Source organism: Pseudomonas sp. LLC-1 (assembly GCF_002992185.1).
Classification (GTDB): domain Bacteria; phylum Pseudomonadota; class Gammaproteobacteria; order Pseudomonadales; family Pseudomonadaceae; genus Aquipseudomonas; species Aquipseudomonas monteilii.
Genome location: NZ_LUVY01000008.1, coordinates 150756 through 176058 on the forward strand (window position 1 = coordinate 150756; position 25303 = coordinate 176058).

At 62.4% G+C, this 25303-nt stretch carries 25 protein-coding genes and 1 tRNA gene; 14 read left to right on the forward strand and 12 right to left on the reverse strand.

Annotated elements, in window-relative coordinates; all coding sequences use genetic code 11:
- The first annotated feature begins 23 nt into the window (after positions 1 to 23).
- Positions 24 to 113 (forward strand) — tRNA-Ser (locus tag A0O30_RS07185).
- Positions 114 to 227: 114 nt separating this feature from the next.
- Here A0O30_RS07185 and A0O30_RS07190 read toward each other — a convergent pair.
- From A0O30_RS07190 to A0O30_RS07205, 4 genes are all read right to left on the reverse strand, one after another.
- Entirely contained in the window at positions 228 to 2060 is a 1833-nt protein-coding gene (locus A0O30_RS07190; protein WP_105946021.1) for an ABC transporter ATP-binding protein, read from the reverse strand.
- A 62-nt stretch (positions 2061 to 2122) separates the two neighbouring features.
- Positions 2123 to 2680, reverse strand: a complete 558-nt coding sequence (locus A0O30_RS07195; protein ID WP_012273622.1) for a peptidylprolyl isomerase A — start codon at positions 2678 to 2680, stop codon at positions 2123 to 2125.
- The gene (locus A0O30_RS07200) at positions 2674 to 3486 is read right to left on the reverse strand and encodes an alpha/beta fold hydrolase (protein ID WP_105946022.1); all 813 of its coding nucleotides are present in this window, start codon (positions 3484 to 3486) and stop codon (positions 2674 to 2676) included. The genes A0O30_RS07195 and A0O30_RS07200 overlap by 7 nt, the downstream gene beginning before the upstream one ends.
- Positions 3487 to 3499: 13 nt before the next feature.
- Positions 3500 to 4423 (reverse strand): LysR family transcriptional regulator, encoded by a 924-nt coding sequence (locus A0O30_RS07205; RefSeq protein ID WP_105946023.1) that lies wholly within the window; start codon positions 4421 to 4423, stop codon positions 3500 to 3502.
- 48 nt (positions 4424 to 4471) lie between these two features.
- On the opposite strand from A0O30_RS07205, the gene A0O30_RS07210 reads away from it, so the two are divergent.
- The 5 genes from A0O30_RS07210 to A0O30_RS07230 all read left to right on the forward strand — a co-directional run bounded on the left by A0O30_RS07210 (position 4472) and on the right by A0O30_RS07230 (position 9055).
- Entirely contained in the window at positions 4472 to 4786 is a 315-nt protein-coding gene (locus A0O30_RS07210) for a hypothetical protein (RefSeq protein ID WP_025753884.1), read from the forward strand.
- Positions 4787 to 4895: 109 nt separating this feature from the next.
- On the forward strand, positions 4896 to 5495 hold the full coding sequence (locus A0O30_RS07215) for an FMN-dependent NADH-azoreductase (RefSeq protein WP_019099146.1): 600 nt from the start codon (positions 4896 to 4898) through the stop codon (positions 5493 to 5495).
- 184 nt (positions 5496 to 5679) lie between these two features.
- Complete coding sequence (locus tag A0O30_RS07220) at positions 5680 to 6555, forward strand: carboxylate/amino acid/amine transporter (protein WP_105946024.1); 876 nt, start codon at positions 5680 to 5682, stop codon at positions 6553 to 6555.
- Position 6556: 1 nt separating this feature from the next.
- Positions 6557 to 7492, forward strand: coding sequence for an AEC family transporter (locus tag A0O30_RS07225; RefSeq protein ID WP_028699601.1), 936 nt, complete (start codon positions 6557 to 6559; stop codon positions 7490 to 7492).
- Between the two features lie 186 nt (positions 7493 to 7678).
- Entirely contained in the window at positions 7679 to 9055 is a 1377-nt protein-coding gene (locus A0O30_RS07230; protein WP_105946113.1) for a cytosine permease, read from the forward strand.
- Between the two features lie 45 nt (positions 9056 to 9100).
- Here the strand turns inward: A0O30_RS07230 and A0O30_RS07235 are convergent, their stop codons facing one another.
- On the reverse strand, positions 9101 to 10402 hold the full coding sequence (locus tag A0O30_RS07235; protein ID WP_105946025.1) for a mechanosensitive ion channel family protein: 1302 nt from the start codon (positions 10400 to 10402) through the stop codon (positions 9101 to 9103).
- A gap of 103 nt (positions 10403 to 10505) precedes the next feature.
- Here A0O30_RS07235 and A0O30_RS07240 point away from each other — a divergent pair, with 103 nt between their 5' ends.
- Positions 10506 to 11867, forward strand: a complete 1362-nt coding sequence (locus A0O30_RS07240; protein ID WP_105946026.1) for a DEAD/DEAH box helicase — start codon at positions 10506 to 10508, stop codon at positions 11865 to 11867.
- A 125-nt stretch (positions 11868 to 11992) separates the two neighbouring features.
- Here the strand turns inward: A0O30_RS07240 and A0O30_RS07245 are convergent, their stop codons facing one another.
- Positions 11993 to 12265: a hypothetical protein gene (locus A0O30_RS07245; protein WP_105946027.1), complete on the reverse strand. Its 273-nt coding sequence runs from the start codon at positions 12263 to 12265 to the stop codon at positions 11993 to 11995.
- Positions 12266 to 12472: 207 nt separating this feature from the next.
- Between A0O30_RS07245 and A0O30_RS07250 the strand changes: the two genes are divergently transcribed.
- Both A0O30_RS07250 and A0O30_RS07255 read left to right on the forward strand, forming a co-directional pair.
- Positions 12473 to 12868 carry a transcriptional regulator gene (locus A0O30_RS07250; RefSeq protein ID WP_104834183.1) on the forward strand — a complete coding sequence of 132 codons (396 nt, stop codon included), beginning with the start codon at positions 12473 to 12475 and terminating at the stop codon, positions 12866 to 12868.
- Between the two features lie 106 nt (positions 12869 to 12974).
- Entirely contained in the window at positions 12975 to 13901 is a 927-nt protein-coding gene (locus tag A0O30_RS07255; protein WP_025753882.1) for a DMT family transporter, read from the forward strand.
- Here the strand turns inward: A0O30_RS07255 and A0O30_RS07260 are convergent.
- Entirely contained in the window at positions 13898 to 15064 is a 1167-nt protein-coding gene (locus A0O30_RS07260; RefSeq protein WP_105946028.1) for an MFS transporter, read from the reverse strand. The genes A0O30_RS07255 and A0O30_RS07260 overlap by 4 nt on opposite strands.
- Before the next feature lie 106 nt (positions 15065 to 15170).
- Between A0O30_RS07260 and A0O30_RS07265 the strand changes: the two genes are divergently transcribed.
- A complete protein-coding gene (locus A0O30_RS07265; RefSeq protein ID WP_016711885.1) occupies positions 15171 to 16064 on the forward strand; it encodes a LysR family transcriptional regulator in 894 nt (297 codons plus the stop codon).
- A gap of 124 nt (positions 16065 to 16188) precedes the next feature.
- Positions 16189 to 16317, forward strand: coding sequence for a PA1414 family protein (locus A0O30_RS27955; RefSeq protein WP_009683677.1), 129 nt, complete (start codon positions 16189 to 16191; stop codon positions 16315 to 16317).
- A 63-nt stretch (positions 16318 to 16380) separates the two neighbouring features.
- On the opposite strand, the gene A0O30_RS07270 is transcribed toward A0O30_RS27955, so the two are convergent.
- Positions 16381 to 17760, reverse strand: a complete 1380-nt coding sequence (locus A0O30_RS07270; protein ID WP_105946029.1) for a sodium:solute symporter — start codon at positions 17758 to 17760, stop codon at positions 16381 to 16383.
- Positions 17761 to 17893: 133 nt separating this feature from the next.
- On the reverse strand, positions 17894 to 18844 hold the full coding sequence (gene speB, locus A0O30_RS07275; RefSeq protein ID WP_003254586.1) for an agmatinase: 951 nt from the start codon (positions 18842 to 18844) through the stop codon (positions 17894 to 17896).
- 226 nt (positions 18845 to 19070) lie between these two features.
- Between speB and A0O30_RS07280 the strand changes: the two genes are divergently transcribed.
- The 3 genes from A0O30_RS07280 (at position 19071) to A0O30_RS07290 (ending at position 22430) form a co-directional block, all read left to right on the forward strand.
- Complete coding sequence (locus A0O30_RS07280) at positions 19071 to 19964, forward strand: LysR family transcriptional regulator (protein ID WP_016711883.1); 894 nt, start codon at positions 19071 to 19073, stop codon at positions 19962 to 19964.
- A 136-nt stretch (positions 19965 to 20100) separates the two neighbouring features.
- Positions 20101 to 21666 (forward strand): PAS domain-containing methyl-accepting chemotaxis protein, encoded by a 1566-nt coding sequence (locus tag A0O30_RS07285; protein ID WP_105946030.1) that lies wholly within the window; start codon positions 20101 to 20103, stop codon positions 21664 to 21666.
- 164 nt (positions 21667 to 21830) lie between these two features.
- Entirely contained in the window at positions 21831 to 22430 is a 600-nt protein-coding gene (locus A0O30_RS07290; protein ID WP_105946031.1) for a tRNA-uridine aminocarboxypropyltransferase, read from the forward strand.
- Positions 22431 to 22471: 41 nt separating this feature from the next.
- Here the strand turns inward: A0O30_RS07290 and A0O30_RS07295 are convergent, their stop codons facing one another.
- From A0O30_RS07295 to A0O30_RS07305, 3 genes are all read right to left on the reverse strand, one after another.
- Positions 22472 to 23830, reverse strand: coding sequence for a TolC family outer membrane protein (locus A0O30_RS07295; RefSeq protein ID WP_105946032.1), 1359 nt, complete (start codon positions 23828 to 23830; stop codon positions 22472 to 22474).
- Positions 23831 to 24141: 311 nt separating this feature from the next.
- Positions 24142 to 24507 (reverse strand): YbaN family protein, encoded by a 366-nt coding sequence (locus A0O30_RS07300; protein WP_105946033.1) that lies wholly within the window; start codon positions 24505 to 24507, stop codon positions 24142 to 24144.
- A 7-nt stretch (positions 24508 to 24514) separates the two neighbouring features.
- Positions 24515 to 25102 carry a YecA family protein gene (locus tag A0O30_RS07305; protein ID WP_105946034.1) on the reverse strand — a complete coding sequence of 196 codons (588 nt, stop codon included), beginning with the start codon at positions 25100 to 25102 and terminating at the stop codon, positions 24515 to 24517.
- Positions 25103 to 25303 lie beyond the last annotated feature (201 nt).

A 25303-nucleotide genomic window follows, 5' to 3' on the forward strand; every position in this document is an offset into this window, starting at 1 on the left:
GGCCGCAAGGCTTGAAGAGAAACGGTGAAGTGTCCGAGTGGTCGAAGGAGCACGCCTGGAAAGTGTGTATACGAGAAATCGTATCAAGGGTTCAAATCCCTTCTTCACCGCCACATTCTGCGAAGAGCCCCCGCGCTGATAAAGCCGGGGGCTTTTTGCATTTCGGGCCTTCGAGGGCTGCTGTGCAGCCCATCGCGACACAGCGCAGAAGCTCGCCGTAGCCTGGATCAGTCCACCCCGACAAACCCCCCGGTCTGGTGATGCCACAGCCGGGCATACAACCCCTGTTGCTCCAGCAGCTCACTGTGGCTGCCACTCTCGACAATCCGCCCCTTGTCCAGCACCACCAGCCGGTCCATCCGCGCAATGGTCGACAGCCGGTGGGCAATGGCGATCACCGTCTTGCCCTGCATCAGCGTCTCCAGGCTCTCCTGGATGGCGGCCTCCACCTCCGAGTCCAGCGCCGAAGTGGCTTCGTCCATGATCAGGATTGGCGCGTTCTTCAGCAGTACCCGGGCAATGGCGATGCGCTGGCGCTGGCCACCCGACAGTTTCACCCCACGCTCACCCACGTGGGCATCGAAGCCGGTGCGCCCCTGGGCGTCCGACAGCTGCGGGATAAACTCGTCGGCGCGGGCGCGGCGCACGGCTTCGAGCAACTCCGCCTCGCTGGCGCCGGGGCGGCCATACAGCAGGTTGTCACGGATCGAGCGGTGCAGCAGCGAGGTGTCCTGGGTGATCATGCCGATTTGTGCGCGCAGGCTGGCCTGGCTCACCTGGGCAATGTCCTGGCCATCGATAAGGATACGCCCGCCCTGCACGTCGTACAGGCGCAGCAGCAGGTTGACCAAGGTTGACTTGCCCGCGCCGGACGGGCCGATCAAGCCGATTTTTTCGCCCGGGCGGATGTTCAGGTCGAGCCCTTCGATCACGTTGGCAGCCTTGCCGTAGTGGAAGTCCACGTCATCGAACCGCACCGCGCCGCGGCTCACCTTCAGCGCTGGCGCATTGGGCTGGTCGATGACGGTGACCGGCTGGGCGATGGTCTGCAGGCCGTCCTGGACCATGCCGATGTTCTCGAAGATGCCGTTCACCACCCACATGATCCAGCCCGACATGTTGACGATGCGGATCACCAGGCCGGTGGCCAGGGCAATGGCGCCGACGGTAATCAGCGACTGGCTCCACAGCCACAGCGCCAGGCCCGTGGTGGTGACCACCAGCAGGCCGTTGAGGCTGGTGATGACCACGTCCATGCTGGTGACCACGCGCGCCGCCAGTTGGGTTTTCTCGGTCTGTTCGCTGATCGCTTCGCGCGCGTATTGCTGCTCGTAGTCGGTGTGGGCGAACAGCTTCAGGGTGGCGATGTTGGTGTAGCCATCGACGATACGCCCCATCAGCTTGGAGCGGGCGTCGGAAGAGATCACCGAACGCTCCTTCACCCTTGGCACGAAGTAGAAGAGCGCGGCGATGTAGCCGACGATCCACAGCAGCAGCGGCAGCATCAGGCGCCAGTCGGCCTCGGCGAACAGCACCAGCGAGGTAATGGCGTAGATCAGCACATGCCATAGCGCATCCACCGCCTGCACGGCGGAGTCGCGCAGCGAGTTGCCGGTCTGCATGATGCGCTGGGCGATGCGCCCGGCAAAGTCGCTCTGGAAGAAGTTCAGGCTCTGCTTGAGCACGTAGGTGTGGTTCTGCCAGCGGATCAGGCTGGTCATGCCGGGGTTGATGGTCTGGTGCACCAGCAGGTCGTGCAGGCCGAAGAACACCGGCCGCAGCAGCAGGATCACCACCAGCATCCAGATCAGCTCGCCACTGTGCTCACTGAAGAAGTTGGCATTGGGCGTGCCCTGAGCCAGGTCGATGATGCGGCTGAGGTAGCTGAACATGGCCACCTCGATCAGCGAAGCGAACAGGCCGACCACCAGCAGGGCAAGAAAACTGGGCCATACCTGGCGCAGGTAATACAGGTAGAACGGCCACACGGTAGTCGGCGGCGATTCACTGGGTGCTTCGCGGAAAATATCGATCAGTTGTTCGAAACGGCGGTACAGCATGGGTAACGACACTCCTGTTCCATCCTGCCCTCAGGCGGTTCACGTCCCTGTGAAGCCTGCGGTCAGTCGATGCGTTTGGCCGACTTGATGTAGACCGGGTCGGCCGGTACATCACGCATGCCTTTCTTGATGGTGGTCGGCGAGTTGACGATCTGGTCGACCACCTCCATGCCCTTGGTCACCTTGCCGAACACGGCATAGCCACGGTCACGCCCGGGGTTGAGGAAGTCGTTGTCGGCCACGTTGATGAAGAACTGACTGGTGGCCGAGTTCGGGTCCGAGGTGCGCGCCATCGACAGGGTGCCGCGGGTGTTCAGCAGGCCGTTGCTGGCTTCGTTCTTGATTGGGTCGTTGGTGTTTTTTTGCACCATCTGGTCAGTGAAACCCCCGCCCTGGACCATGAAACCTGGGATCACACGGTGAAAAATGGTGTTGTTGTAGAAGCCGCTGTCAACGTACTGCAGAAAGTTCTTGGTACTGACCGGCGCCTTCTCGGCGTTCAGCTCGATTTCGACCTGGCCGAAGCTGGTGTCCAGCAGAACGTGCGGGGTCTTGTCGGAGGCCATGACGCTGGTGGCGAAGGCGACCGAGCAGGCGGTGAGCAGGAGTTTTTTCAGCATGGGCTCAAAGATCCTTGAGAGGTGGAAGCGGCTGCGAGGAACTGCAGCAGGGTCTGGTTGAAGACCTCGGGTTGATCGAGGGGCGTAGCGTGCCGGGAATCGTCGACGACGACCAGCCTGGCGTTGGGCATCAGCGCGACGTAGCGTTGTTTCAGTTGTATCGGGGTGTAATCGTGGTCGGCGGCAATGATCAGGGTAGGGCAGTGGATCTGCCCGATGCGTTCCTGCACGCCCCAGTCGACGATGGCGTCGAAGCTCTTGAGGTAGGCGTGTTTGTCGTTACGGGCCCAGCGTTGGGCCATCTTCTGTCGCAGTTCGGCTTGATGAGGTTTGGGGAACAGGCGTTCAGCCAGGCCCTTGCCGACGGTTTCGACACTGAGCAGCCGCGCCAGGCCCCAGCGCTTTAGCCACCATATCCAGTCACTGCGGGTGCGGCGCTTGACCTCGGGGGCGCTGTTGACAATGCACAGGCTGCGCAGCCATTGCGGATGGTCGACGGCAAACTGGAAGCCGACCATGCCGCCCATGGACAGGCCGACGAAGTGCACGGGGCCCGTGTGCAGGTGTTCGAGCAGGGCGAGCAGGTCGGCACTGAAGGTGGCGATCTGGTAGCCGTCGCGGGGTTTGTCGGAGCGGCCGTGGCCGCGAATGTCCATGAGGATCACCCGGTAGTGGCGGCTGAGTGCCGGCACCTGCAGTTCCCAGTCCTGGCAACTGGAGCCCAGGCCGTGCAGCAGTACCAGTGGTTCGCCCTGGCCATATTCCTCGTAATGCAGTGCGCATCCTTCGTGTTCGAAATAGGCCATGGGCGCGGTTCTCTCAAGCTTGTGGGGGGGCTGCGAAGGGCACGTCCAGTGGCGCGGTGTCGAAGTTGCGCAGCAGGTCGATGAGAATCTGCGTGGCCGGGCCCAGGGTCTTCTCTTTGCTCGAATAAAGGTAGAACAGTGGGTGGCGGCTGCCACCCTGGTCCAGTGGCAACGGCTTGAGCACGCCTTCGCTCAGCTCACGCTCGATCATGTGCCGGGGCAGCCAGGCAAAGCCCAGGCCGCTGCTGACGAAGGTGGCGGCGGTGCCCAGGCTGCCGACGGTCCAGCGCTGCTCGGCACCCAGCCAGCCGACGTCGCGTGGCTGCGCGCGGCCGGAGTCGCGGATCACCACCTGCAACTGGCTTTCCAGGTCCTGGAAGGTGAGTTCACGGCCCAGGCGGTGCAGGCTGTGCTCAGGGTGGGCGACGGCGACGAACTCCACTGCACTCAGTTCGGCGCCCAGGTAGCCGCCGATGCTGTAGCTGCTGATGGCCAGGTCGGCGATGCCTTCATGCATGACTTCTTCCACGCCAGACAGCACTTCTTCCCGCAGGCGCACCCGGCAGCCACGGCTTTGCGGCATGAACGCGGCCAGGGCACGTACCAGGCGGGCGCTGGGGTAGGCGGCATCGACCACCAGGCGTACCTCGGCTTCCCAGCCTTGTTCCATGTGGTGGGCGAGGTCCTCCAGCTGGCTGGCCTGCTTTACCAGGTGGCGCGAGCGGCGCAGTAGCACGTTGCCGGCGTCGGTAAGCACTGCCTTGCGGCCGTCGATACGCAGCAGTGGCACGCCCAGTTGCTCTTGCATGCGGGCCACGGTGTAGCTGACCGAGGACTGCGAGCGATGCAGTGCCTCGGCGGCCTGGGCAAACCCGCCGTGATCGACCACTGCTTGCAGGGTTCGCCACTGGTCAAGGGTTACGCGCGGCGCTTTCATCTTTCGCTCCTGTTGTCCTAAGCTGCCCTCTTTCAAGGAGAGCGGCCCATGAAGAAATGTTGTGCGGCAATACTGATGTGCCTGCCCCTCGGGGCCATGGCCTACCCCATCGATGTGGAGAAGGAACTGACCGGGGTAAAGCTTGACTACACCGCCTATGACACGGCCTACGACATTGGCGCCATTACCCTCAACAACTATGGGCAGGTACCGGCGGCCTGCAAGGTGACCTTCCGCAATGGCCCCGAAGCCCCCAGGGTTCGCCGGGTGAACGTACCGGCCGGTAAAAGCGTCGATGTCACCGCCAAATTCAACCGGCAGATCATCAAACTGCGTATCGCCTTGAGCTGCAGCGCGGAATAAACTGATTAATCGATTGATTGAACCCACTTTTTACGCTTTTTTATCGATAGGTCAAGCCTTAATCTCACCTCCATCGAATCGCAACCCTTTTCGCCGATGGAGGCACCCCATGTCCCGCGTACTGATCATCGAAAGCAGCGCCCGCCAGCAGGATTCCGTTTCCCGTCAGCTGACCCGTGATTTCATCCAGCAATGGCAGGCCGCCCACCCGGCCGATCAGATCACGGTGCGCGACCTGGCGGTGAACCCGGTGCCGCACCTGGACGCCAACCTGCTGGGTGGCTGGATGAAGCCCGAAGAGCAGCGCAGTGCCGCCGAACTGGAGGCCCTGGCCCGTTCCAACGAATTGACCGATGAAGTGCTGGCGGCTGATGTGCTGGTAATGGCCGCGCCGATGTACAACTTCACCATCCCCAGCACCCTCAAGGCCTGGCTGGACCACGTACTGCGCGCCGGCATCACCTTCAAGTACACCCCGACCGGCCCGCAGGGCCTACTGACCGGCAAGCGCGCCATCGTGCTGACCGCCCGTGGCGGCATTCACGCCGGTGCCAGCAGCGACCACCAGGAACCGTACCTGCGTCAGGTGATGGCCTTCATCGGTATTCACGATGTCGATTTCATCCACGCCGAAGGCCTGAACATGAGCGGCGAGTTCCATGAGAAGGGCGTCAACCAGGCCAAGGCCAAACTGGCGGCGGTCGCCTGAGGCTTAACGAATTCCCAACCCTGACACCTGTTTGTTGCTCCTTTGGGTGTACCTGCCCGGCCAATGGCCGGGCTTTTTTATGCCTGGGCTTCTGTGGGGGCCGGTTCAGCCCTTACATTCCTCATGGTTGAACTCATTCGCCGCAACCCGCTAAGGTCGCGGCCTTGATTCACAAGAGGCAACCATGGGCTATCTGATAATCGTCGCGCTGATCCAGGCGTTTTCCTTCAGCCTGATCGGCGAGTACCTGGCCGGGCACGTCGACAGCTATTTTGCCGTGCTCGCACGGGTGGTGCTGGCAGGCCTGGTGTTCCTGCCATTGACCCGCTGGCGCCAGGTCGAGCCGCGCTTCATGCGCTCGATGCTGTTGATCGGCGCGCTGCAGTACGGCATCACCTACGTCTGCCTGTACCTGAGCTTCCGCGTGCTGACCGTGCCGGAGGTGTTGCTGTTCACCATCCTCACGCCGCTGCATGTGACGCTGATCGAAGACGCCATGAACCGGCGTTTCAACCCGTGGGCGCTGCTGGCCGCGCTGGTTGCCGTGGCCGGTGCTGCGGTGATCCGCTTCGACAGCATCAGCGGCGAGTTCTTCATCGGCTTCCTGCTGCTGCAACTGGCCAACTTCACCTATGCCGCTGGCCAGGTGCTGTACCGTCACCTGGTCGCGCGGCACCCCAGCGACCTGCCGCATTACGCGCGCTTCGGCTACTTCTACCTGGGCGCCTTGCTGGTGGTGTTGCCGGCCTTCCTGCTGTTCGGCAACGCCCAGCACCTGCCGAGCACCGATGTGCAATGGCTGGTGCTGCTGTTCCTGGGCCTGTGCCCGACGGCGCTTGGCCTGTACTGGTGGAACAAGGGCGCGTGCCTGGTGTCTGGCGGTACGTTGGCGGTGATGAACAACCTGCATGTACCGGTAGGGCTGCTGCTGAACCTGTTGATCTGGAACCAGCACGAGCCGCTGGGGCGGCTGTTCATCGGCGGTGGGATCATCCTGGCGTCGGTGTGGTTGAGCCGTCTGGGGGCGCGGACCCAGGCACCGCTGGCCGGCAAGGCCTGACATGCACACCATCTTCGTCATTGTTGCGCCGATCTTCGCTCTGATCCTGGTCGGCTACCTGTGCCGCAAGACCAACAAGCTGGGCGACAAGGCGGCTGCCGAAATCAACAAGATGGTGGTCTGGCTGTGCCTGCCGGCGTTGCTGTTCAAGGTCACCGCCACCGCCACCTGGAGCGAGATCTGGCACCCTGGGTTCATCGTGGCTTTTGGTGCAGGTGCCCTGGCCATGTTCGTGGTCACGCTGGCGTGGCGGCTGTACAGCGGCCATGGCCTGGTGGCATCGAGCATCGACGGGCTCAGTGCGGGCTATGCCAATACCGGCTATATCGGCATCCCGTTGTGTCTGTTGCTGTTCGGTCAGGCGGGCTTGCAGCCGGCCCTGATCTCGTCTTTGATCGTCGTGTGCCTGGTGTTTGCCATTTCGCTGACACTGATCGAGATCGGTTTGCAGGAAGAGCGGCATATTGGCCGCGCCATCGTGGTGGTGGGCAAGGCGCTGGCGAAGAACCCGTTGGTGATTTCGCCGCTGGCCGGCGCTGGCTGGGCCATGACCGGGTTGGGGCTGGCCGAGCCGGTAATGCACTTTCTCGACATGCTGGCGTTGGCGACCACGCCGTGCGCCTTGATATCGCTGGGCGCGTTCCTGGCGGAAAAGCGTACCGGAGCACAGGCCAGCCCGTGGCCGTTGGTGGGGTTGAAGCTGGTAGGGCAGCCGGCGCTGACCTGGGTGCTGGCATACAAGGTGTTCAGCCTGCCGAGCATGTGGGCGGCTTCGGCGGTGCTGTTGGCGGCGCTGCCGACCGGGACCGGGCCGTTCATGCTGGCGGAGTATTACAACCGCGAGGCGGGGCTGATATCGCGGACGATCCTGTTATCGACCGTGGCTTCGCTGGTGACCTTGACCGGGCTGTTGTACCTGTTGGGGTATGCGGGGTAGCTGAAGGCCGCTTCGCGAGTAAACTCGCGCCTACAAACAATGCATTTTCCTGCCGAAGCGGGGCCGCTCATCGGCCCTGACGTTATCGAGCATGCCATGGCGCAACCAGCTATGACGCGTTCGTTACTGAGCCCAAACCCCGCCGGTGCCTACCCGATAATCATGAAAATGAATCGGGAGACCGGCGTGAAGCTAGAAACGCGAAGTATCGAATTTGTCCCACACGCTGAGCGTTATGGCACGCCTAAACGTCTGTTCACCATCTGGTTCAGCTCCAACTTCCAGATAACCGCCTTGATGGTCGGCACCCTGGGTGCTGCGTCGGGGCTAAGTTTTGGCTGGACATTGTTGGCGCTGCTGGTCGGCAACCTGATCGGCACCGTGTTCATGGCGGCGCACTCTGCCCAAGGGCCTCACCTCGGCGTGCCACAGATGATCCAGAGCCGGGCCCAATTCGGTGTGCATGGCGCGGCGATCCCTTTGTTGGTGATGGTCACGGCCGCCGTCCTGTTCCTTGCTGCAAGCGGCGTGCTGATGCGTGAAGCGTTGCAGGCGCTGGTGCCCATGAGCGATGACCTGGCCATTGTGGTGGTGGGCGTACTGACCTTCATCATTGGCTTTATCGGCTACGAACTCATCCACCGCCTGGGGGCATGGATGAGCCTGCTCTCCACCCTGGTTTTCGCTGGCGCCCTGGTGCTGATCCTGCTGCACCCTGGCGACATCAACAGCACAACGGCAGTGAGCACGGGCTTTTCGTTCGCCGCCTTCAACCTGATCGTTGCCCAGTCTGCCTCCTGGACACTGGGCTACGGCCCCTATGTGGCCGATTACTCGCGCTACCTCCCGGCCAACGTCAACCCTCGCGCCACGTTCTGGGCCACCTATTGCGGTTGTGCGCTGGGCTCCTTCGCCATGATGGCATTGGGTGCGCTGGTGGCCGTGGAATTGCCCGCCGCACTGGGACATGACCCTGCAACGGCCATTGCCGCGTTGTTTGGCCCGTTGGCGCCGTTGGCGCTGGCAGTGATCGCACTGGGAGTGATCCAGTACAACGTCCTGTGCCTGTACAGCGCGTACATGTCGTCAGTCACGATCTTTGGTGCGTTCAAGACGATCGCTCACGTGACCTCAACTGCCAAAGCCATGGTAATGGCCTGCCTGACTGCAGCGGCAACGGTGATCGCCATCGCCACCCAGTACAACTTCGACACGTTCTTTGCCGACATCCTGATCGGCCAGTTGTACCTGCTGATTCCATGGAGCGCGATCAACCTGGTGGACTACTACTGGGTGTGCCGGGGCCACTATGATGTGGGAGCGCTGTATGACGCCAAGGGGCGCTACGGACGTTTCAATCGTCGAAGCCTGGCGGTATACGCTGTGTCGATCATCGGCACCATCCCGTTCATGAAGCTGTCGTTCTACACGGGGTTCGTGGCCGAATGGCTGGGTGTGGACATCAGTTGGGCCATGGGCTTGATCCTGGCCGGCGCGCTGTATTGCATGGTCCACGGCCGCGAAAGCAAACCGCTTCCGACAACCCTGGAATGTGCGCCCTAGGGCTGCCTTGAAAAGCGAAAGGGCTGCAATGCAGCCCCTGTGTTTTCAAGCCTCGCTCATCGCTTCCAGGCGGCGCGGCGCCGATTCCGGCGTTGTGCGCCCCGCCAACCCGGCCCGCATGTCATTGCCACTTGGCTGCTGATAAAGGCTCAACCCGAACTCCGGCAACACCGCCAGCAGGTAGTCGAAAATATCCCCCTGAATCCGCTCGTAGTCCGCCCACACCGTGGTGGTGGTAAAGCAGTAGATCTCCAGCGGCACACCCTCGGCGGTGGTCTGCATCTGCCGTACCATGCAGGTCATGTTCGGGTGCACGTTGGGGTGGTTTTTCAGGTAGGCCAGGGCAAAGGCACGGAAGGTGCCGATGTTGGTCAGCTTGCGGCGATTGGCCGCCAGCTCCGCCACCGGCCCCAGGGCCTCGTTCCAGTTTTGCAGCTCCTGGCGCTTGCCGGCCAGGTAGTCGCCCAGCAGCTGCACCTGGCTCAGGCGCTGTTCCTCTTCGCGGGTGAGGAAGCGTACCCCAGCGGCATCGATGAACAGGCTGCGCTTGATCCGCCGGCCGCCGGACTGCTGCATGCCGCGGTAGTTGCGGAACGACTCGCTCATCAGGCGCCAGGTGGGGATGGAGACGATGGTCTTGTCGAAGTTCTGTACCTTGACGGTGTGAAGGGTGATGTCCACCACATCGCCGTCGGCACCCACCTGCGGCATTTCGATCCAGTCGCCCACATGCAGCATGTCGTTGCTGGTCAGTTGCACGCTGGCGACAAACGACAGCAGGGTGTCCTTGTACACCAACAGCAGCACCGCCGACATGGCACCCAGGCCCGACAGCAGCAACAGCGGCGAGCGGTCGATCAGGGTGGCGATGATGACGATGGCGGCGAAAATCCACAGCATCATCTTGGCCAGCTGCACGTAGCCCTTGATCGAGCGGGTGCGGGCGTGTTCGGTGCGGGCGTAGATGTCGAGCAGGGCATCCAGCAGGCACGACAACGCCAGGGTCATGAACAGCAGGGTGAAGGCCAGGGCGACATTGCCGAGGAAGTGCTGGGCGGTGTCGGACAGCTCTGGCACCAGCTTCAGGCCAAACTGCAGCACCAGCGACGGTGTGGTTTGTGCCAGGCGGTGGAACACCTTGTTGTGGCGCAGGTCGTCCAGCCACTTCAGCGCCGGTTGGCGTGCCAGCAGGCGGGCGCTGTGCAGTACCAGGAAGCGTGCCAGCCGGCCGATGACCAGGGAAATCAGCAGCAGCACCGCCAGGCCAATGGCCGCGTGCAGCATGGGGTGTTGGTCGAGGGTGCCCCACAGGTCGAGGGAGTCACGCCAGATTCGTTGGATATCCATGGGCTTGCGTACAGTCTTGTTGCGAAACGAAGTGCCATTAGAGCGCGGATGGCGGCAAAGTTGCCAAAAGAAATTCGGCTAAGCCGGCAGAAAACGTTACCCTATGCAACTGAATTTCCCGCACTTGCCCGAGGTTACCTCCGTGTTCTCCCAATTCGCCCTGCATGAACGCCTGCTTAAAGCCGTGGCCGAGCTTAAATTTGTCGAGCCAACCCCGGTGCAGGCCGCGGCCATCCCCCTGGCCCTGCAAGGGCGTGACCTGCGCGTGACTGCGCAGACCGGTAGCGGTAAAACGGCAGCCTTCGTGCTGCCGCTGCTCAACCGACTGGTCGACCTGAAAGGTGGACGGGTAGAGATCCGCTCGCTGATCCTGCTGCCGACCCGCGAGCTGGCCCAGCAGACCCTCAAGCAAGTGCAGCTGTTCTCGCAGTTCACCTACATCAAGGCGGGCCTGGTCACCGGCGGTGAAGACTTCAAGGAACAGGCCGCCATGCTGCGCAAGGTGCCGGACGTGCTGATCGGCACCCCGGGCCGCCTGCTGGAGCATCTCAATGCCGGCAACCTCGACCTGTCCCACGTGCAAGTGATGATCCTCGACGAAGCCGACCGCATGCTCGACATGGGCTTCGCCGAAGACATGGAGCGCCTGTGCAAGGAGTGCGAGAACCGCGAGCAAACCCTGCTGTTCTCGGCCACCACCGGTGGCGCGGCCCTGCGCGACATCATCGGCAAGGTGCTGAAAGACCCTGAGCACCTGATGCTCAACAGCGTGTCGCAGCTGGCCGAAGGCACCCGCCAGCAAATCATCACCGCCGACCACGACCAGCACAAAGAGGCGATCGTGCAGTGGCTGCTGGCCAACGAAACCTTCGACAAGGCGATCATCTTCACCAACACCCGCGCCCTGGCCGACCGTATCTACGGCCACCTGGTGGCCAAGGACGTGAAAGCATTCGTGCTGCACGGCGAAAAGGACCAGAAGGACCGCAAGCTGGCCATCGAACGCTTCAAGCAGGGCAGCTCCAAGGTGCTGGTGGCTACTGACGTGGCGGCCCGCGGCCTGGATATCGACGGCCTGGACCTGGTGATCAACTTCGACATGCCACGCAGCGGTGACGAGTACGTGCACCGTGTGGGCCGTACCGGCCGCGCCGGTGGCGAAGGCCTGGCGATCTCGCTGATCACTCACAACGACTGGAACCTGATGTCGAGCATCGAACGCTACCTCAAGCAGCAGTTCGAGCGCCGGGTGATCAAGGAAGTGAAGGGTACTTACAGCGGGCCGAAGAAGGTCAAGGCGTCGGGCAAGGCTGTTGGGGCCAAGAAGAAGAAGGTCGACAAGAAGGGCGGCGACAAGAAAGCTGCTGCCAAGCGCAAGCCGACCGCCAAGCCACGGCCCAACGCACCACTGGCCAGCGCTGACGGCCTGGCACCGCTGAAAAAGCGCAAGCCGGCTGCTGAGTAACATTTAGTTGCGGTGCTAGGTTCTTCGCGGGTGAACCCGCTCCCACAGGTCTTTCACAGTCTTCGAAAGCTGTGCAATACCTGTGGGAGCGGGCGTGCCCGCGAAGAGGCCAGTACAGGCGACAACTACTCAGCCTTCTTCTCCGCCGTTTTCAATTCCTTGATCCGCTGGTCTATCAGCTGACACTTGTCGGGCAAGTCCTTGCTCGCCGTCTCCAGATCCATCCCCTGAAGTTCATCATTGATCTCCTTGGCCTTTTGCGGATTCTGCTCGGTCAACTGGGTAACCAGCCCGGCCAGCTCTTCACGTTTCTGCGTGGCTTCTTCCGGTGTGCAGGCCCAGGCGGGCAGGGCGCAGGACAGAGCAATGGCGCAAGTGAGGGACAGTAGCGGTTTCATCCTTTCTACCTCCAGCGATGGCTATGTGCGGTGGAGGGCAAAAGGCGCGGGCAAGTTCAGCGATTGCGACCGATGGCGATAACGGTTAGTCATCCAGCGAGGTGGGGCACTCATATCGTGGCTCTCATTTAACTTTCCGGAACGTCACCACCCACTCTCCGGTCCCAACCTGTGTACCCCTTCCGACCATAGCTGGAGCCCATCACCATGAGCATCCCCTACGATTGGGACCTGATCGAGCGCTTGTTGCACGAGGTGCAGAACGGCGCTGGTCACAGCTTTACCCCACGCCCCTATGCCGAGCAGCACGCTGCAGCGCTGGCTGCCAAGGGTGAGCCGGTGGGAGACCTGGACCTGCTTAAAACCCTTGCCTGTGAGTACGAGAAGCTGCTGTTCAAGCGTGGCTTCATCGAAAGCCGGCCTGAAGAAGAGGGCGGCAATGGCGAAAACTTTGTGCTGACCGAGCGCGGTTTGCGCCTGATGAGCCTGATCGACAGCAGCATCCCCGGCTTCGAGCACCCGCGTCAGGTGCTGGACGAGCAGGCGGATGCGCTGGATGAAGCCACCTTCGAACAGGTGTCAGCAAAGGCGCAGATTGCTTGAGGTCGTTTTGAGGCTGGCAACGGTGGGCATGGAAACCCGATAATCGGTAACTTCTGAATACTGCCGAGCCTTTGCCCATGCCTACGATCACTTCAGAGGCCCGCCCATGAGCGCGGTCCGCAAGAACCCTGACGCCTTCGCTTTCCAGGTGATGCTGGGGCTGTGCCTGATCTGGGGTTGCCAGCAGGTGCTGATCAAAACCGCCGCCGTGGATATCGCCCCGGTGATGCAGGCGGCCCTGCGCAATGGTATCGCTGCCGTTCTGGTAGGCCTGATGTTGTGCTGGCGCGGTGGCTGGGAACAAGTCGGCAGTACATGGCGCGCCGGGGTGGTGGCGGGTGGGTTGTTCGGCCTTGAATTCCTGTTCATCGCCGAGGGGCTGAAGCTGACGTCGGCCGCGCACATGTCGGTGTTCCTCTATACCGCACCGGTGTTTACCGCGCTGGGCCTGCATTTCCGGTTGCCCAGCGAGCGCCTGAGGCTGTTGCAGTGGCTGGGGATTCTGCTGGCATTTGGTGGCATTGCCATGGCGTTTGCCGGTGGCATGTCGTTCGAGGAGATGGATGGCCGCATGTTGCTGGGTGATGCCTTCGGTGTCATCGCCGGCCTGGCCTGGGGCGCGACCACGGTGGTGGTGCGCTGCTCGCGGCTGTCGGAGGCCCCGGCGACCTTGACCCTGTTCTATCAGTTGGCGGTGGGTTTTGCCGGGCTGTTGCTGATTGCCTTGCTCAGTGGGCAGATCGGCGCCGTATCGCTGACGCCATTGGCCATGGGCAGTGTGCTGTTCCAGGGGATTGTGGTGTCGTTCGTCAGCTACCTGACCTGGTTCTGGTTGCTGCGCAAGTACCTGGCATCAAACCTCGCTGTGTTTTCGTTCATCACCCCGCTGTTCGGGGTGACCTTTGGTGTACTGCTGCTGGATGAGCCGCTGAGCGTCAACTTTGTGATTGGCGCGTTGATGGTGCTGCTGGGGGTGATTCTGGTAAGTGCCGAGCCTTGGGTGAAGAAGCAGCTACGGCGGTATGTAGGTTAAAGGTTTGCTGGGCAGGCGCCGCCGGCCCGCTCGCTGCGTGCCAATCGCACCAGCCCTCCGGCCACCACCAACCCGCCCGCCGCCGCCATCAGTGCCGGCTGCAGCCCGCCGCTGTACTGGATGCTGAGTGCTGCCAGCAATGGGCCACTCAGTTGCCCCAGGGCAAAGCATGCGGTCAATAGCCCGGCATTGCGTTGCGTGGCATGGGGGGCCAGCTCTCGCGAGCGTTGCATCACCAGTTGCATGCAGGCCAGGAACGGCCCGCCACACAGCACCACGCCCAGCGCCAGCCCGATGCCCCCGCCCAACAGGCAGGCCAGCACGCCGACCCCTTGCAGCCACAGCGTGGCGGTCAGCCAGGTTGAGGTGCGGCCGCCACGGCGCAGGCTTACCAGCAGCACGCCCAAGGCCGCCGCCAGGCCAAACGCCGGCCAGAACAGGTCGGCCTGCCACTGCCCCTGGAACTGTTGGTTGGCCATTTGCGACAGGAAGGTGGCCGGCAGGATGTAACCCACGCCGTACAGCGCATACACCAGGCCCAGGCGGCCAATGCCGACGCTGCGGGTAGGGCCTTGGCGCACTGGCGACGGGGCTGGCGCCGCTTGCAGGGCGCGTGGCAGCCATGGCCGCACGGCCAGCAACATCATCAGCGCAGCCACGGCATAGATCAGCCACAGGGCGGCCGAGCCCAGCCCCAGCACATGCGCCACCAAGGCCAGCAGCCCGGTCACGGCAATGCCCAGGCCCGGCCCGGCGAACACCAGGGCGCCTTGGCGCTGGCGGTTGTGTGCATTGGCCACTTGCTGGCTGAGGCTGGTGATCATCACCAGCACCCAGGCACTGGCCACGCCGGTACCAAAGCGCAGCAGCAGGTGGCTCCACAACCCATCAGCGGCCCACGAGGCCAGGGTCAGCAGCACGCACAGCCACAGCCCGCCTTGCAGGCGCAGTCGCACTTGGCCGGGTGAGCGGGCGAACATGGCATCTACCGCGCCAATGAAATAGCCCAGGTAGTTGGCTGCCGCGACCAGCCCGGCAACCGCCAGGTCGAACTGGCCTTCGGCGATCAGTTGCGGCAATTGTGGCGTGAGGGCGAAACGGCCGATGCCCATGGCCATCATCAGCGCCACGGCGCTGGCCAGCAGTTGGATAAGTGGCGACATGACAAGTCTCCTGCACGGATGTAAGCGATAGCCGGCAGGTTAGGGCGGTTTCTTTTTCAATAAAATTGAATAATGATGATCAACTTGTTCTGTTTTGGAGAATGCCGTGGAATTCAGCCAACTGCGTATCTTCCAGGCCGTGGCCGAGGAAGGCTCGGTCACCCGTGCCGCAGAGCGCCTGCATCGGGTGCCGTCAAACCTTTCGACGCGCCTGCGCCAACTGGAAGAGCAATTGGGTGTCGAGCTGTTCCTGCGTGAACGCCAGCGCCTGCAGCTGTCGCCGGCGGGCAAGGTGTTGCTGGATTACGCCCACCGCATGTCGGCCTTGCGCGACGAGGCGCTGGCTGCCGTGCGGGGCGGCCAACCGGCCGGGGATTTTGTGCTGGGGACCATGTACAGCACGGCGGCAACCCATTTGCCGGCGTTGCTGGCGCGCTATCACCAGGCCTACCCGGCGGTGAACCTGCAGGTGCGCGCTGCCCCTAGTGGCGAGCTGCTGGAAGGCCTGCTAAGCCACCGCCTGGACGCTGCCCTGGTGGATGGGCCGCTGAACCTGGCCGGGCTGGATGGCGTGCCGTTGTGTGACGAACATCTGGTGCTGATCACCAGCCCGGAGCACCCGGCAGTGCATACCGCCAAGGATGTGGCAGGGAAGGCGGTGTTCACGTTCCGCCAGGGCTGCTCGTACCGTATGCGCCTGGAGGCCTGGTATGCCCATGCGCATACGCCTATGGGCCGGGTCATGGAGATCGAGTCTTACCAGAGCATGCTGGCCTGCGTGATTGCTGGCGCAGGGGTGGCGATGATGGCCCAGTCGATGCTCGACAGCTTGCCTGGGCGCGACCGGGTAAGGGTGCACCGTCTGCAAGCACCGTTCGATCAGGCGGTCACCTGGCTGATGTGGCGCCAGGGTATGCGCGGCGCCAATTTGCAGGCGTGGATCGACCTGCAACAAAGCGAAACGATTAACCAGTCGTCGGAATGCGCCGTTACGGCTTGATCCGCGTCAAAATGGCCCTTATCTGTAAGAGCAGAGGCATGCGTAATACAGGACATCGGGCTATGATCTGTATGAAACATCGCAGGATTGATTTGCCGTGAGGCTGACCCGTCAAGGGGGCATTATGAATAAACCACTGTCCAACTGGCTCCACGACCTGGCGGTTGCCTTGGGGCTGATTCCACCACCCTTGCAGCCGGTGCCGATCCCGACTGATGAAGAGCAGCGCAAGCGCCAGCCGCGTCGTCGCTGATAAAAAACAAAGGCCGCTGCATCCGGTTGGATGCAGCGGCCTTGTTTTATCTGTCAGGATCTATCAGGCCAGCTTCACTGCTGCCACCGACTTACGCGACATCAGGCTAACCACCACAAAGCTCACCAGGCCAATAGCCAGGCTGTAGTAGATTGGCGTATTGGCCTCCAGCCCGTCCTTGAACATGAACAGCAGCGCGGTGGCAAAGCCCAGCGACATGCTGGCAATGGCGCCGGCGGTGGTCGCACGCTTCCAGAAGATCGCCCCGATCAGCGGGATCAGCATGCCGCCGACCAGCAGGTTGTAGGCCAGGGTCAGTGCGTTGATCACGTCGTTCACCATCAGCGCGATACCCAGTACCACCAGGCCGGTGAGCAGGGTGAACAGGCGGCTGACGCCAAGGCTCGACTGCTTGCCGCCACGCAGCTTGGGCAGCAGGTCTTCGGTCACGGTCGTCGAGGCCGCCAGCAGGCCGGCACTGGCGGTGGACATCATGGCTGCCAGCGCTGCCGCCATCAGCAGGCCACGGATGCCATCGGGCAGGGTGGTCTTGATCATTTCGGCGAACGCATTGTTCGGGTTGGCCAGGTCGGGCATCAGCACATGTGCAGCCATGCCGATCGCGGCGCAGGCCAGGCCGTACAGCACGCAGTACACACCGGCGGTGGTACCGGCACGCTGGCAGACTTTCTCGTCACGGGCGGTGAACACCCGCTGCCAGATATCCTGGCCGATGAGGATGCCGAAGAAGTAGATCAGGAAGTAGGTGATGATGGTGTCCCAGCCAATGGTGGTCAGCTGGAAGCTGGCCGCCGGCAGCTTGGCCACCAGGGTGTCCCAGCCACCGGCCTTGTACAGGCACACTGGCAACAGGATGAACATCAGGCCGACGGTCTTGATCACGAACTGCACGATGTCGGTCAGGGTCAGCGACCACATGCCGCCAATGGTGGAGTACAGCACCACTACACCGCCGCCGAGCATCAGCGAGGCCCAGAATGGCAGGTCCAGCAGCACTTGCAGTACGGTGGCCATGGCCAAGGTGGAGGTTACGCCGATCATCAGCGCGTAAGCCAGCATGATTACGGCGCTGGCCTGGCGAGCAGTCGGGTTGTAGCGCTGCTCCAGCACCTGAGTCACGGTGAAGATGCGCAGGCGCAGCAACGGTTTGGCGAGGAACAGGTTGATGGCGATGATGCCCAGGCCCAAGGCTGCACACAGCCAGAAGCCGGAAATGCCGTGGACGTAGCCCAGGCGTACGGTGCCAACGGTAGAAGCACCACCGAGCACGGTCGTGGCCATGGTGCCCATGTACAGGACAGGGCCGAGGTTTCGCCCGGCTACCAGGTAGTCTTCGTGGGTTTTCGCGCGCCGCATGCCATACCAGCCAAGCCCGAGCATGCCGGCGGTATAGATCATTACAACAATGATGTCCAAGGCCATTGGGGGTCTCCCGATTATCTTTATTATGGCGAGATCGACCACGCGGGCGGTTGCACGGCGCCCGGCGGTCTTGTCGTGTTGTTGGCGGGCCTCAGTGGCCCTCCCTCATGGCTCCTGCCGGGGTGTAGCGGTATTAGCGACGCACTACGCCCGGTAGCACGCAGAGCATTTCGAACAGCAGGTTGGCACCGAGCAGCGAGGTGTTGCCGGTGGTGTCGTAAGGCGGGGAGACTTCGACAAGGTCACAGCCGATCAGGTCCAGGCCGTGGCAGCCGCGAATGATCTCCATCGCCTGGATGGTGGTCAAGCCGCCAATTTCCGGGGTGCCGGTGCCAGGCGCCCAGGCCGGGTCGATGCCGTCGATGTCGAACGACAGGTAAACCGGGCCGCCGCCGACTTTTTCCCGCACTTCGGCCATCAGTGGCTCCAGCGACTTGTGCCAGCACTCTTCGGCCTGCACCACACGGAAGCCCTGGCGGCGGCTCCAGTTGAAGTCGTCGGCGGTATAGCCCTGGGCGCGCAGGCCGATCTGTACCACGCGGTCGCAATCGAGCAGGCCTTCTTCCACGGCCCGGCGGAAGGTGGTGCCGTGGGCGATCTTCTCGCCAAACATGTGGTCGTTGACGTCGGCGTGGGCATCGATGTGCACCAGGCCGATCTTGCCGTGCTTCTTGTGCAGTGCGCGCAGGATCGGCAGGGTGATGGTGTGGTCGCCACCCAGGGTCATCGGGATGACATTGTGCTCGACGATCTCGTCATACGCTTCTTCGATGATGCGAACGGCGTCCAGCAGGTTGAAGGTGTTGATCGCCACGTCGCCGATGTCGGCCACCGACAGCGAGTCGAACGGTGCAGCACCGGTGGCCATGTTGTACGGGCGGATCATCACCGACTCGGCGCGAATCTGCCGTGGGCCGAAGCGGGTGCCGGAGCGCAGCGAGGTGCCGATGTCCAGCGGCACGCCAATGAAGGCGGCATCCAGGCCTTCGGCGCTTTGCAGGTGGGGGAGACGGAGCATGGTGGCGATGCCGCCGAAACGCGGCATTTCGTTGCCGCCCAGTGGTTGGTGGAGAGTCTTGTCCACGGTGGGCCTCATCAGTCGGTCGATTGTTCTGTTTGTTCGAACCTGTGCCGCCGCGCGCCATTTCAAGTGTGGTTTTGCCGGCGGGCAGGGACATTTCGGCCAAGTCTGCTGAAGGTAGTGGCGGGGAAGAATCGCTACCGACAAAAACTTAGTTCAGGAATTTCTGAACTAAAGGCGGGCAGAGCGGTTAGACTGCGCGCAAATACCCCTGCGGAACCGTTGCACCATGGCCTCGACCTTGCCCGACCTGAAACTGCTGCGCATCTTTATCAGCGTGGTGCGCCACCAGGGCTTTGCCAACGCCCAGCGCGAGCTGAACCTTTCAACCTCGGCCATCAGTACTTACATGAGCCAGTTGGAGGGGGCCCTGGGTATCGTGCTGTGTCACCGTGGCCGGGGCGGCTTCAGCCTCACCAGCAAAGGCGAACTGTTCCACCAGGAAACCCTGCGCCTGTTGGCCGAGCTGGACGGCTTCGAGCAGTATGCCGCTGCCCTCAAGGGTGAACTGCGCGGCACCCTCAACCTTGGGGTGATCGACTCCACGGTCGGTGACCGGGCCTTGCCGCTGGCCGAAGCCATCGGCGCCTACAGCCAGGAGCACCCGGCGGTGCACCTGCACCTGTCGGTGTCCAGCCCCTACGAGCTGCAACTGGGTGTGCAGGACAACCGCCTGGACCTGGCCATTGGCGCGTTCTCCTCGCGCATGAGCGGCCTGCTGTACCAGCCGTTGTACCGTGAGCAGCACTGGTTGTACTGCAGCAGCCGTCACCCGTTGTATACCGAGCGGCGCATCCCTGAGCCGGTGGTGACGCAGCAACGCATGGTAGGGCGTGGCTACTGGAGCCAGGCCGAGTTGGCCCGGCATGGTTTCAAGCACAGCGCGGCGACGGTGGAGAGTATGGAGGCGCAGCTGATCCTGATTCTGTCCGGGGCTTATATCGGCTATTTGCCCGAACATTACGCCCAGGCCTGGGTCGACAAGGGCGACTTGCGTGTGCTGTCGCCGTCGACGTTTGGTTACCAGGCCCCGTTTTCGCTGATCATCCGTCGCGGGCGTAGCCGTGAACCCTTGATCCAGACCTTCCGCGACCTGCTGAAAAGCCAGCTCAACGTGGGCTGAGAAGCAACGCGTTCATGCATTCCGTCGGGAGGCGCTAAATTCCGGCAAAAGCAGACCGCTAACCTGATAGCGCTCTGCTACATATCAACTTGCGCTGATGATTTTCCCTCATTTCATCCTGCAAGGATCGCCCAAGATGCGCATGAATTTGCCCGTCACTGAGCACGAAAGAACCTTTTCCAGCGATCAACGCCTGATTTCCACCACGGACCTGAACAGCCGCATCACCTACTGCAACGACGCCTTCGTGGCGATCAGCGGCTTCACCTACGACGAGCTGGTTGGCCAACCCCACAACCTGGTGCGCCACCCGGATATGCCGCCGGCGGTGTTCGGGCATATGTGGGAGACCATCAAGCAGGGCAAACCGTGGATGGGCGTGGTCAAGAACCGGGCCAAGAACGGGGACTATTACTGGGTCAGCGCCTATGTCACGGCGATCTACGAACAAGGCCGCATCAGTGGCTACGAGTCGGTGCGCTCTGTGCCCACGCGCGAGCAGATCCGCCGTGCCGAGTCGCTGTATGCACGTCTTCGCGCCGGCCGTGCAGCGGTGCCATGGGCGGCGCGGCTGGGGCATGGGCTGGGGCACGGCTGGCCGCTGATTGGCGCGGGCCTGCTGTCGGCGGCTGGCTACCTGTGGCTGCCACCCTATGCAGCGCTTGGCGTGCTGATGGCCAGCCTCCTGCTGGCCTGGTACCTGGTCGAGCACCGGCAGAACCAGGCCATCCGCCGTACGCTGGCCGAGCACCCCAAGGCCTTCACCAGCCCGCTGGTGGCGTTGACCTACAGCGACAACCCAGGGCTGCAGGGCCAGCTCGACCTGGCAATCATCAGCGAGGAAGCACGACTGCAAACGGCTTTGACCCGTTTGGTGGATGCAGGCGTCGGGGTGAAGTCGCGGGCGGCGCAGTCGTCCGATTTATCCGATGCGCAAGCACAAATGCTCGACCGCCAGCGCAGCGAGACCGACCAATCCGCGACGGCCATTGCCCAGATGGCGGCGACCATTCAGGAGGTTACCCACAACGTGCAAAGCACCGCACACGCGGCGGGTGATGCCGACCAGCTGGCGCAGCAGGGTAGCGAACTGGCGCTGCAGAGCCTCAAGGCCATGGGCAGCATGAGCGATGCGGTCAATGACATCGGCCTGGCAGTCAATGCCTTGGCCGAGCAGACCCAGTCGATCGGCAGTGTGGTCGATGTCATTACCTCGATTGCCGAACAGACCAACCTGTTGGCACTGAACGCAGCCATCGAGGCGGCGCGCGCGGGCGAGCAGGGGCGCGGGTTTGCCGTGGTGGCGGATGAAGTACGTTCGCTGGCCCAGCGCACCCGTGCGTCTACCGATGAGATCCACCACATCATTGCCTCGCTGCGTGCAGGTGCCGAGCGTGCGGTGAGCACGGCCAGCCGGGGCGAGCAGATCTCGCGGGACAGCGTGCACAGTGTCGAGGCCGTGCAGGCTGCGCTGAGCGGGATAGCCCAGGCGGTCAGCCGTATCACTGGCATGAGCCAGCAGATGGCGACGGCGTCGGAGCAGCAGAGCCATGTGGCCGAGGACATCAACCAGCAGATCGTGAGGATTGCCCAGCTATGTGACCAGAGTGCCGGGCAGGCCAGGCAGGGGGCGGAGATCAGCCAGGATCTGGAGCGTATGGCGGAGTATCTGCATAGCCTGGCGGAGCGCTTCAACCGCTGAGATTGCCGGGGCCGCTGTGCGGCCCTATCGCAGGCAAGCCAGCTCCCACAGGTACTGCATAAGCCTGTGCCTTGTGCAGTACCTGTGGGAGCTGGCTTGCCTGCGAATGGCCCGCAAAGCGGGCCCCGTTTCTGTGGCAAACTGTCTCCGCCAAGGAGAACCCCATGCCCAGACCCCGTTGCGAGCGCTGCCAGCGCCCGCTCGACCATTGCCTTTGCCCACTGATCCCCGCACTCGACAGCCGCACCCGCGTCATCCTGCTGCAGCACCCCAGTGAAACCGCCCATGCCCTGAATACCGCACGTCTTGCTGCCCTTGGCCTGAACAATGCCGAGTTGCGGATTGGAGAGGTGTTCGAGGACTTGAGTGAACTGTTGGCGACGCCCGGTTACCGCCCGGCGCTGCTATTCCCGGGTGACGACGCCCAGGTGCTCTCGGCGTGTAGCGAAGCCGAAGATCAACCCTTGCTGCTGATCGTGCCCGACGGCACCTGGCGCAAGGCGCGCAAGCTGCTGTACATGAATCCGTTGCTGGAGGGGTTGCCGAGAGTGACCTTGGGGGCCGTTACGCCTTCACGTTACCGGCTGCGCAAAGCGCCGGAAGCGGGGGCATTGTCGACGATCGAGGCGGTGGTGGGGGCATTGAATACGCTGGAGCAGCCTGCCTGCTTCGATGCACTGCTGGCGCCTTTCGAGGCGTTGATCGAGGGGCAGATCAAGGCGATGGGGATGGAGACGTTTCTGCGTAACCATGGTACCGAGTGAGGGCTGGGGGCCGCAAAGCGGCCCCCGAATCTCAAATCCGATCAACGCATCTCGGGCAGGCGCGCCTCGGTGCGTACCTCAGTGGTAGCCAGCGCCTCTGGCGGCAGCGAGATATGTTGCTTGGTCAGCAACTCACCCATGGTCGCCAGCACGCGGTATCGCGAGAACTCCTCGGTATAACGTACTTCGGTGTAGCGGCGGTCGGCGTTGTACAGCTCGTTTTCACTGTCCAGCACGTCCAGCAGGGTACGCTGGCCCAGGCCGAACTGGTCCTGGTAGGCAGCACGTACGCGCTTGGTGGTCTCGGCGTATTCACGCGCTGTCGGCAGCTGCTTGCTGGCGTTGTTCATGGCGTTCCATGCCAGGCTCAGGTTCTCGGTCAGCTCACGCAGGGCGTTGTTGCGGATGTCCAGGGCCTGGTTGATCTTGTGCGCGTCAGACTGCAGGCGGGCTTTGTCGCTGCCACCGCGGAACAGGTTGTAGTTCATCTCTACACCGGCCTGCCAGTCGTTGTTGTTGTGGCCTTTCTCGCCGCCGGTGTTGTTGTTGGCACCGGTTGCCAGAATGGCGTCGAAGCGCGGGTAGAAAGTCGACTTGCCGACTTCGTACTGCTGCTCGGCCGCGTTGACGTCGGCCTGGGCAGATTTGATGTAGGGGTTGTTCTGACGCATGCTGTCGCGGGCGCCGTCGAGGGTTTCAGGCACCTCGGCCTTGATGGTCTGCGGGCTTTCCAGCTCGTCCGGGGCGCGGCCGATCACGCTGAAGAAGTTGGCCTCGGCATCGGCCAGGTCGACTTCGGCGGTGTCCAGGTTGTTTTCTGCCAGGGCGCGACGTGCGCGGGACTGGTCGAGGTCGGCGGTGCTGCCAACGCCGCGCTCGTTACGCAGGCCGATCTGGTCGTTGACGCGCAGGTGGGCTTGCAGGTTGTTCTTGGCCAGGGTTACCAGCTCGCGGCGCTTGAGCACTTCCAGGTACACCTCCACGGCACGCAAGGCGACATCCTGGGCAACGGCCTGGGTGTAGTAGGCACGGGAGGTGGAGACTGCCTCGGTACGGCCCACTTCATTCGAGGTGTTGAAGCCGTCGAAGATCATCTGCCGCAGGCGCAGCTCGGACTGGGTGTAGTTGAGGGTTTCCTTGTTGTGGTTACCCTCGGCACGGGTAGTGGTGTTGTCCGAACGCTGGCGGCCATAGCCAGCGACCAAATCCACGGAAGGGTAGTAGCCACCACGCGCAAATTTCACGTCCTCATCGGCCGACAGCTTGCTGTTGCGGTTGGAGCTGACTTGTGGGTGGTAGTCCACGGCGCTCTGGACGGCCTCGGTGATCGACATCGCCTGTACGTTGGCACTCGCCAGGGCCAACAGTAATGCACTGGTGATGGGGTTCAAAACGCGCATGGTACATCTCCCTGATCCTGGAATTGATCCTGCTGCTCGCCAAAAAAATGACGATAATGTTATCGCGTATAGTGTTGCAGGTTTTTAACAACACAGCTAAGTACATTCAACGTGATATGTAAGAAGATTTATTCATATCAAATTGATATATAAGATCTTTATTTTCTAACAAGAAAGCCAATAAGTGCTGATGGCGAATGCGCGTATCGCTTCCAAAGCCAGTGTCTGCAAGGCTTTCGTGCGGTTCCAGAATTATTCTAAATAAAGGAAATATCCGTTAGGCGAAAGTGATATTTGGCGACAAAAAAATGTCACTTCGGCTTGTGCAGGGTTTTCTGTCTGAGGATATACAGGCTGACCAGCACGGCGCTTGTCAGCATGAATGTGCGCGCCCAGAAGAGGGGAACCAGGTAGCACGATAGACCAATGCTGGCCCACATCAGGCCGATGGCGTAGACCTTGCCCTTGAGGGGAATGCCTTCACCACTGAGGTAGTCGCGAATCCACGGCCCGAGCCTGGGGTGGTCGACCAGCCAGTGGTGAAAGCGCGGCGAGCTGCGGGCAAAGCAGGCTGCCGCCAATAGCAGGAAGGGGGTGGTGGGCAGTACCGGCAGGAAAATCCCCAACACCCCCAGCGCAACGCTGAGCCAGCCGATGGCCAGCAGCAGGTAGCGCACAGGCAGATTAGTGGTGGCGTGGTTTGAGCAGCGCCGGTTTTTCGTCAGGGGCGTGCAGCAGCAGGAACAGCGCGGTCAGCGCTTCGGGGATCTGTACGATCATGTCGTCCTGCAGGTTGGCGTTGCTGGCGATGTCGGCGAACTCTGGCTGTTCGTCGAACAGGCCCGAGCCGACCATGATTGGCAGCAGCATCTCGCTGACTTCTTCTTCGGCGTTCTCGAACCAGGCTTCTTCACGCAGGAACACGCCTTCCATGAAGCCGATGCACCAGCCACGCAGGTCGGAATCGTCCGGCTCGTCGGTCAGGTCCAGGTCGCATGGCAGTTCGAATTCGTCGTCGCTGGCCAGCTGGCGGGCGATGTGCGCCTTGAGGGCAACCAGCGTCGCCTCGATTTCGGTGCGCTGGGCATCGCTGCTGTAGTGCGGCTCTTCGGCGAACAGGGCGTCGATCCACTCGCGCTCCGGTACATCCTCGGCGTTGATCGACAGGGCGGTGAGGTAGCCGTGTGCGGCGACATAGTCCAGCGCTTCTTCGTGCAGCTCGTCGGCGTCGAGGAAGGCTTGCAGGCGGGTCAGTTGCTCGGCGAAGGACATTACAGGGCTACCTTGGGGAATAAACGATAACGAATTCTAGCACCTTGCAGCGGCAGCGGGGCAAAGGGAACGTCTATCACCGTGGTGCCCTGCGCGGTGCGGTGCTGCGGTATACTCCGCGGTTTTTCATCCAGGGGCAGGGTTTACCGGTCGCCTGGCAAAAACCGCTTACGCTTTTGGCGTGTGCGGGGCGGGTTTTTC

What these genes read in the sequence shown, in the direction of transcription:
- A0O30_RS07190 (WP_105946021.1), bottom strand. Translation starts at nt 2,060, where the DNA reads ATGCTGTACCGCCGTTTCGAACAACTGATCGATATTTTCCGCGAAGCA.
- A0O30_RS07195 (WP_012273622.1), bottom strand. Translation starts at nt 2,680, where the DNA reads ATGCTGAAAAAACTCCTGCTCACCGCCTGCTCGGTCGCCTTCGCCACC.
- A0O30_RS07200 (WP_105946022.1), bottom strand. Translation starts at nt 3,486, where the DNA reads ATGGCCTATTTCGAACACGAAGGATGCGCACTGCATTACGAGGAATAT.
- A0O30_RS07205 (WP_105946023.1), bottom strand. Translation starts at nt 4,423, where the DNA reads ATGAAAGCGCCGCGCGTAACCCTTGACCAGTGGCGAACCCTGCAAGCA.
- A0O30_RS07210 (WP_025753884.1), top strand. Translation starts at nt 4,472, where the DNA reads ATGAAGAAATGTTGTGCGGCAATACTGATGTGCCTGCCCCTCGGGGCC.
- A0O30_RS07215 (WP_019099146.1), top strand. Translation starts at nt 4,896, where the DNA reads ATGTCCCGCGTACTGATCATCGAAAGCAGCGCCCGCCAGCAGGATTCC.
- A0O30_RS07220 (WP_105946024.1), top strand. Translation starts at nt 5,680, where the DNA reads ATGGGCTATCTGATAATCGTCGCGCTGATCCAGGCGTTTTCCTTCAGC.
- A0O30_RS07225 (WP_028699601.1), top strand. Translation starts at nt 6,557, where the DNA reads ATGCACACCATCTTCGTCATTGTTGCGCCGATCTTCGCTCTGATCCTG.
- A0O30_RS07235 (WP_105946025.1), bottom strand. Translation starts at nt 10,402, where the DNA reads ATGGATATCCAACGAATCTGGCGTGACTCCCTCGACCTGTGGGGCACC.
- A0O30_RS07240 (WP_105946026.1), top strand. Translation starts at nt 10,506, where the DNA reads ATGCAACTGAATTTCCCGCACTTGCCCGAGGTTACCTCCGTGTTCTCC.
- A0O30_RS07245 (WP_105946027.1), bottom strand. Translation starts at nt 12,265, where the DNA reads ATGAAACCGCTACTGTCCCTCACTTGCGCCATTGCTCTGTCCTGCGCC.
- A0O30_RS07250 (WP_104834183.1), top strand. Translation starts at nt 12,473, where the DNA reads ATGAGCATCCCCTACGATTGGGACCTGATCGAGCGCTTGTTGCACGAG.
- A0O30_RS07255 (WP_025753882.1), top strand. Translation starts at nt 12,975, where the DNA reads ATGAGCGCGGTCCGCAAGAACCCTGACGCCTTCGCTTTCCAGGTGATG.
- A0O30_RS07260 (WP_105946028.1), bottom strand. Translation starts at nt 15,064, where the DNA reads ATGTCGCCACTTATCCAACTGCTGGCCAGCGCCGTGGCGCTGATGATG.
- A0O30_RS27955 (WP_009683677.1), top strand. Translation starts at nt 16,189, where the DNA reads ATGAATAAACCACTGTCCAACTGGCTCCACGACCTGGCGGTTGCCTTG.
- A0O30_RS07270 (WP_105946029.1), bottom strand. Translation starts at nt 17,760, where the DNA reads ATGGCCTTGGACATCATTGTTGTAATGATCTATACCGCCGGCATGCTC.
- A0O30_RS07280 (WP_016711883.1), top strand. Translation starts at nt 19,071, where the DNA reads ATGGCCTCGACCTTGCCCGACCTGAAACTGCTGCGCATCTTTATCAGC.
- A0O30_RS07285 (WP_105946030.1), top strand. Translation starts at nt 20,101, where the DNA reads ATGCGCATGAATTTGCCCGTCACTGAGCACGAAAGAACCTTTTCCAGC.
- A0O30_RS07290 (WP_105946031.1), top strand. Translation starts at nt 21,831, where the DNA reads ATGCCCAGACCCCGTTGCGAGCGCTGCCAGCGCCCGCTCGACCATTGC.
- A0O30_RS07295 (WP_105946032.1), bottom strand. Translation starts at nt 23,830, where the DNA reads ATGCGCGTTTTGAACCCCATCACCAGTGCATTACTGTTGGCCCTGGCG.
- A0O30_RS07305 (WP_105946034.1), bottom strand. Translation starts at nt 25,102, where the DNA reads ATGTCCTTCGCCGAGCAACTGACCCGCCTGCAAGCCTTCCTCGACGCC.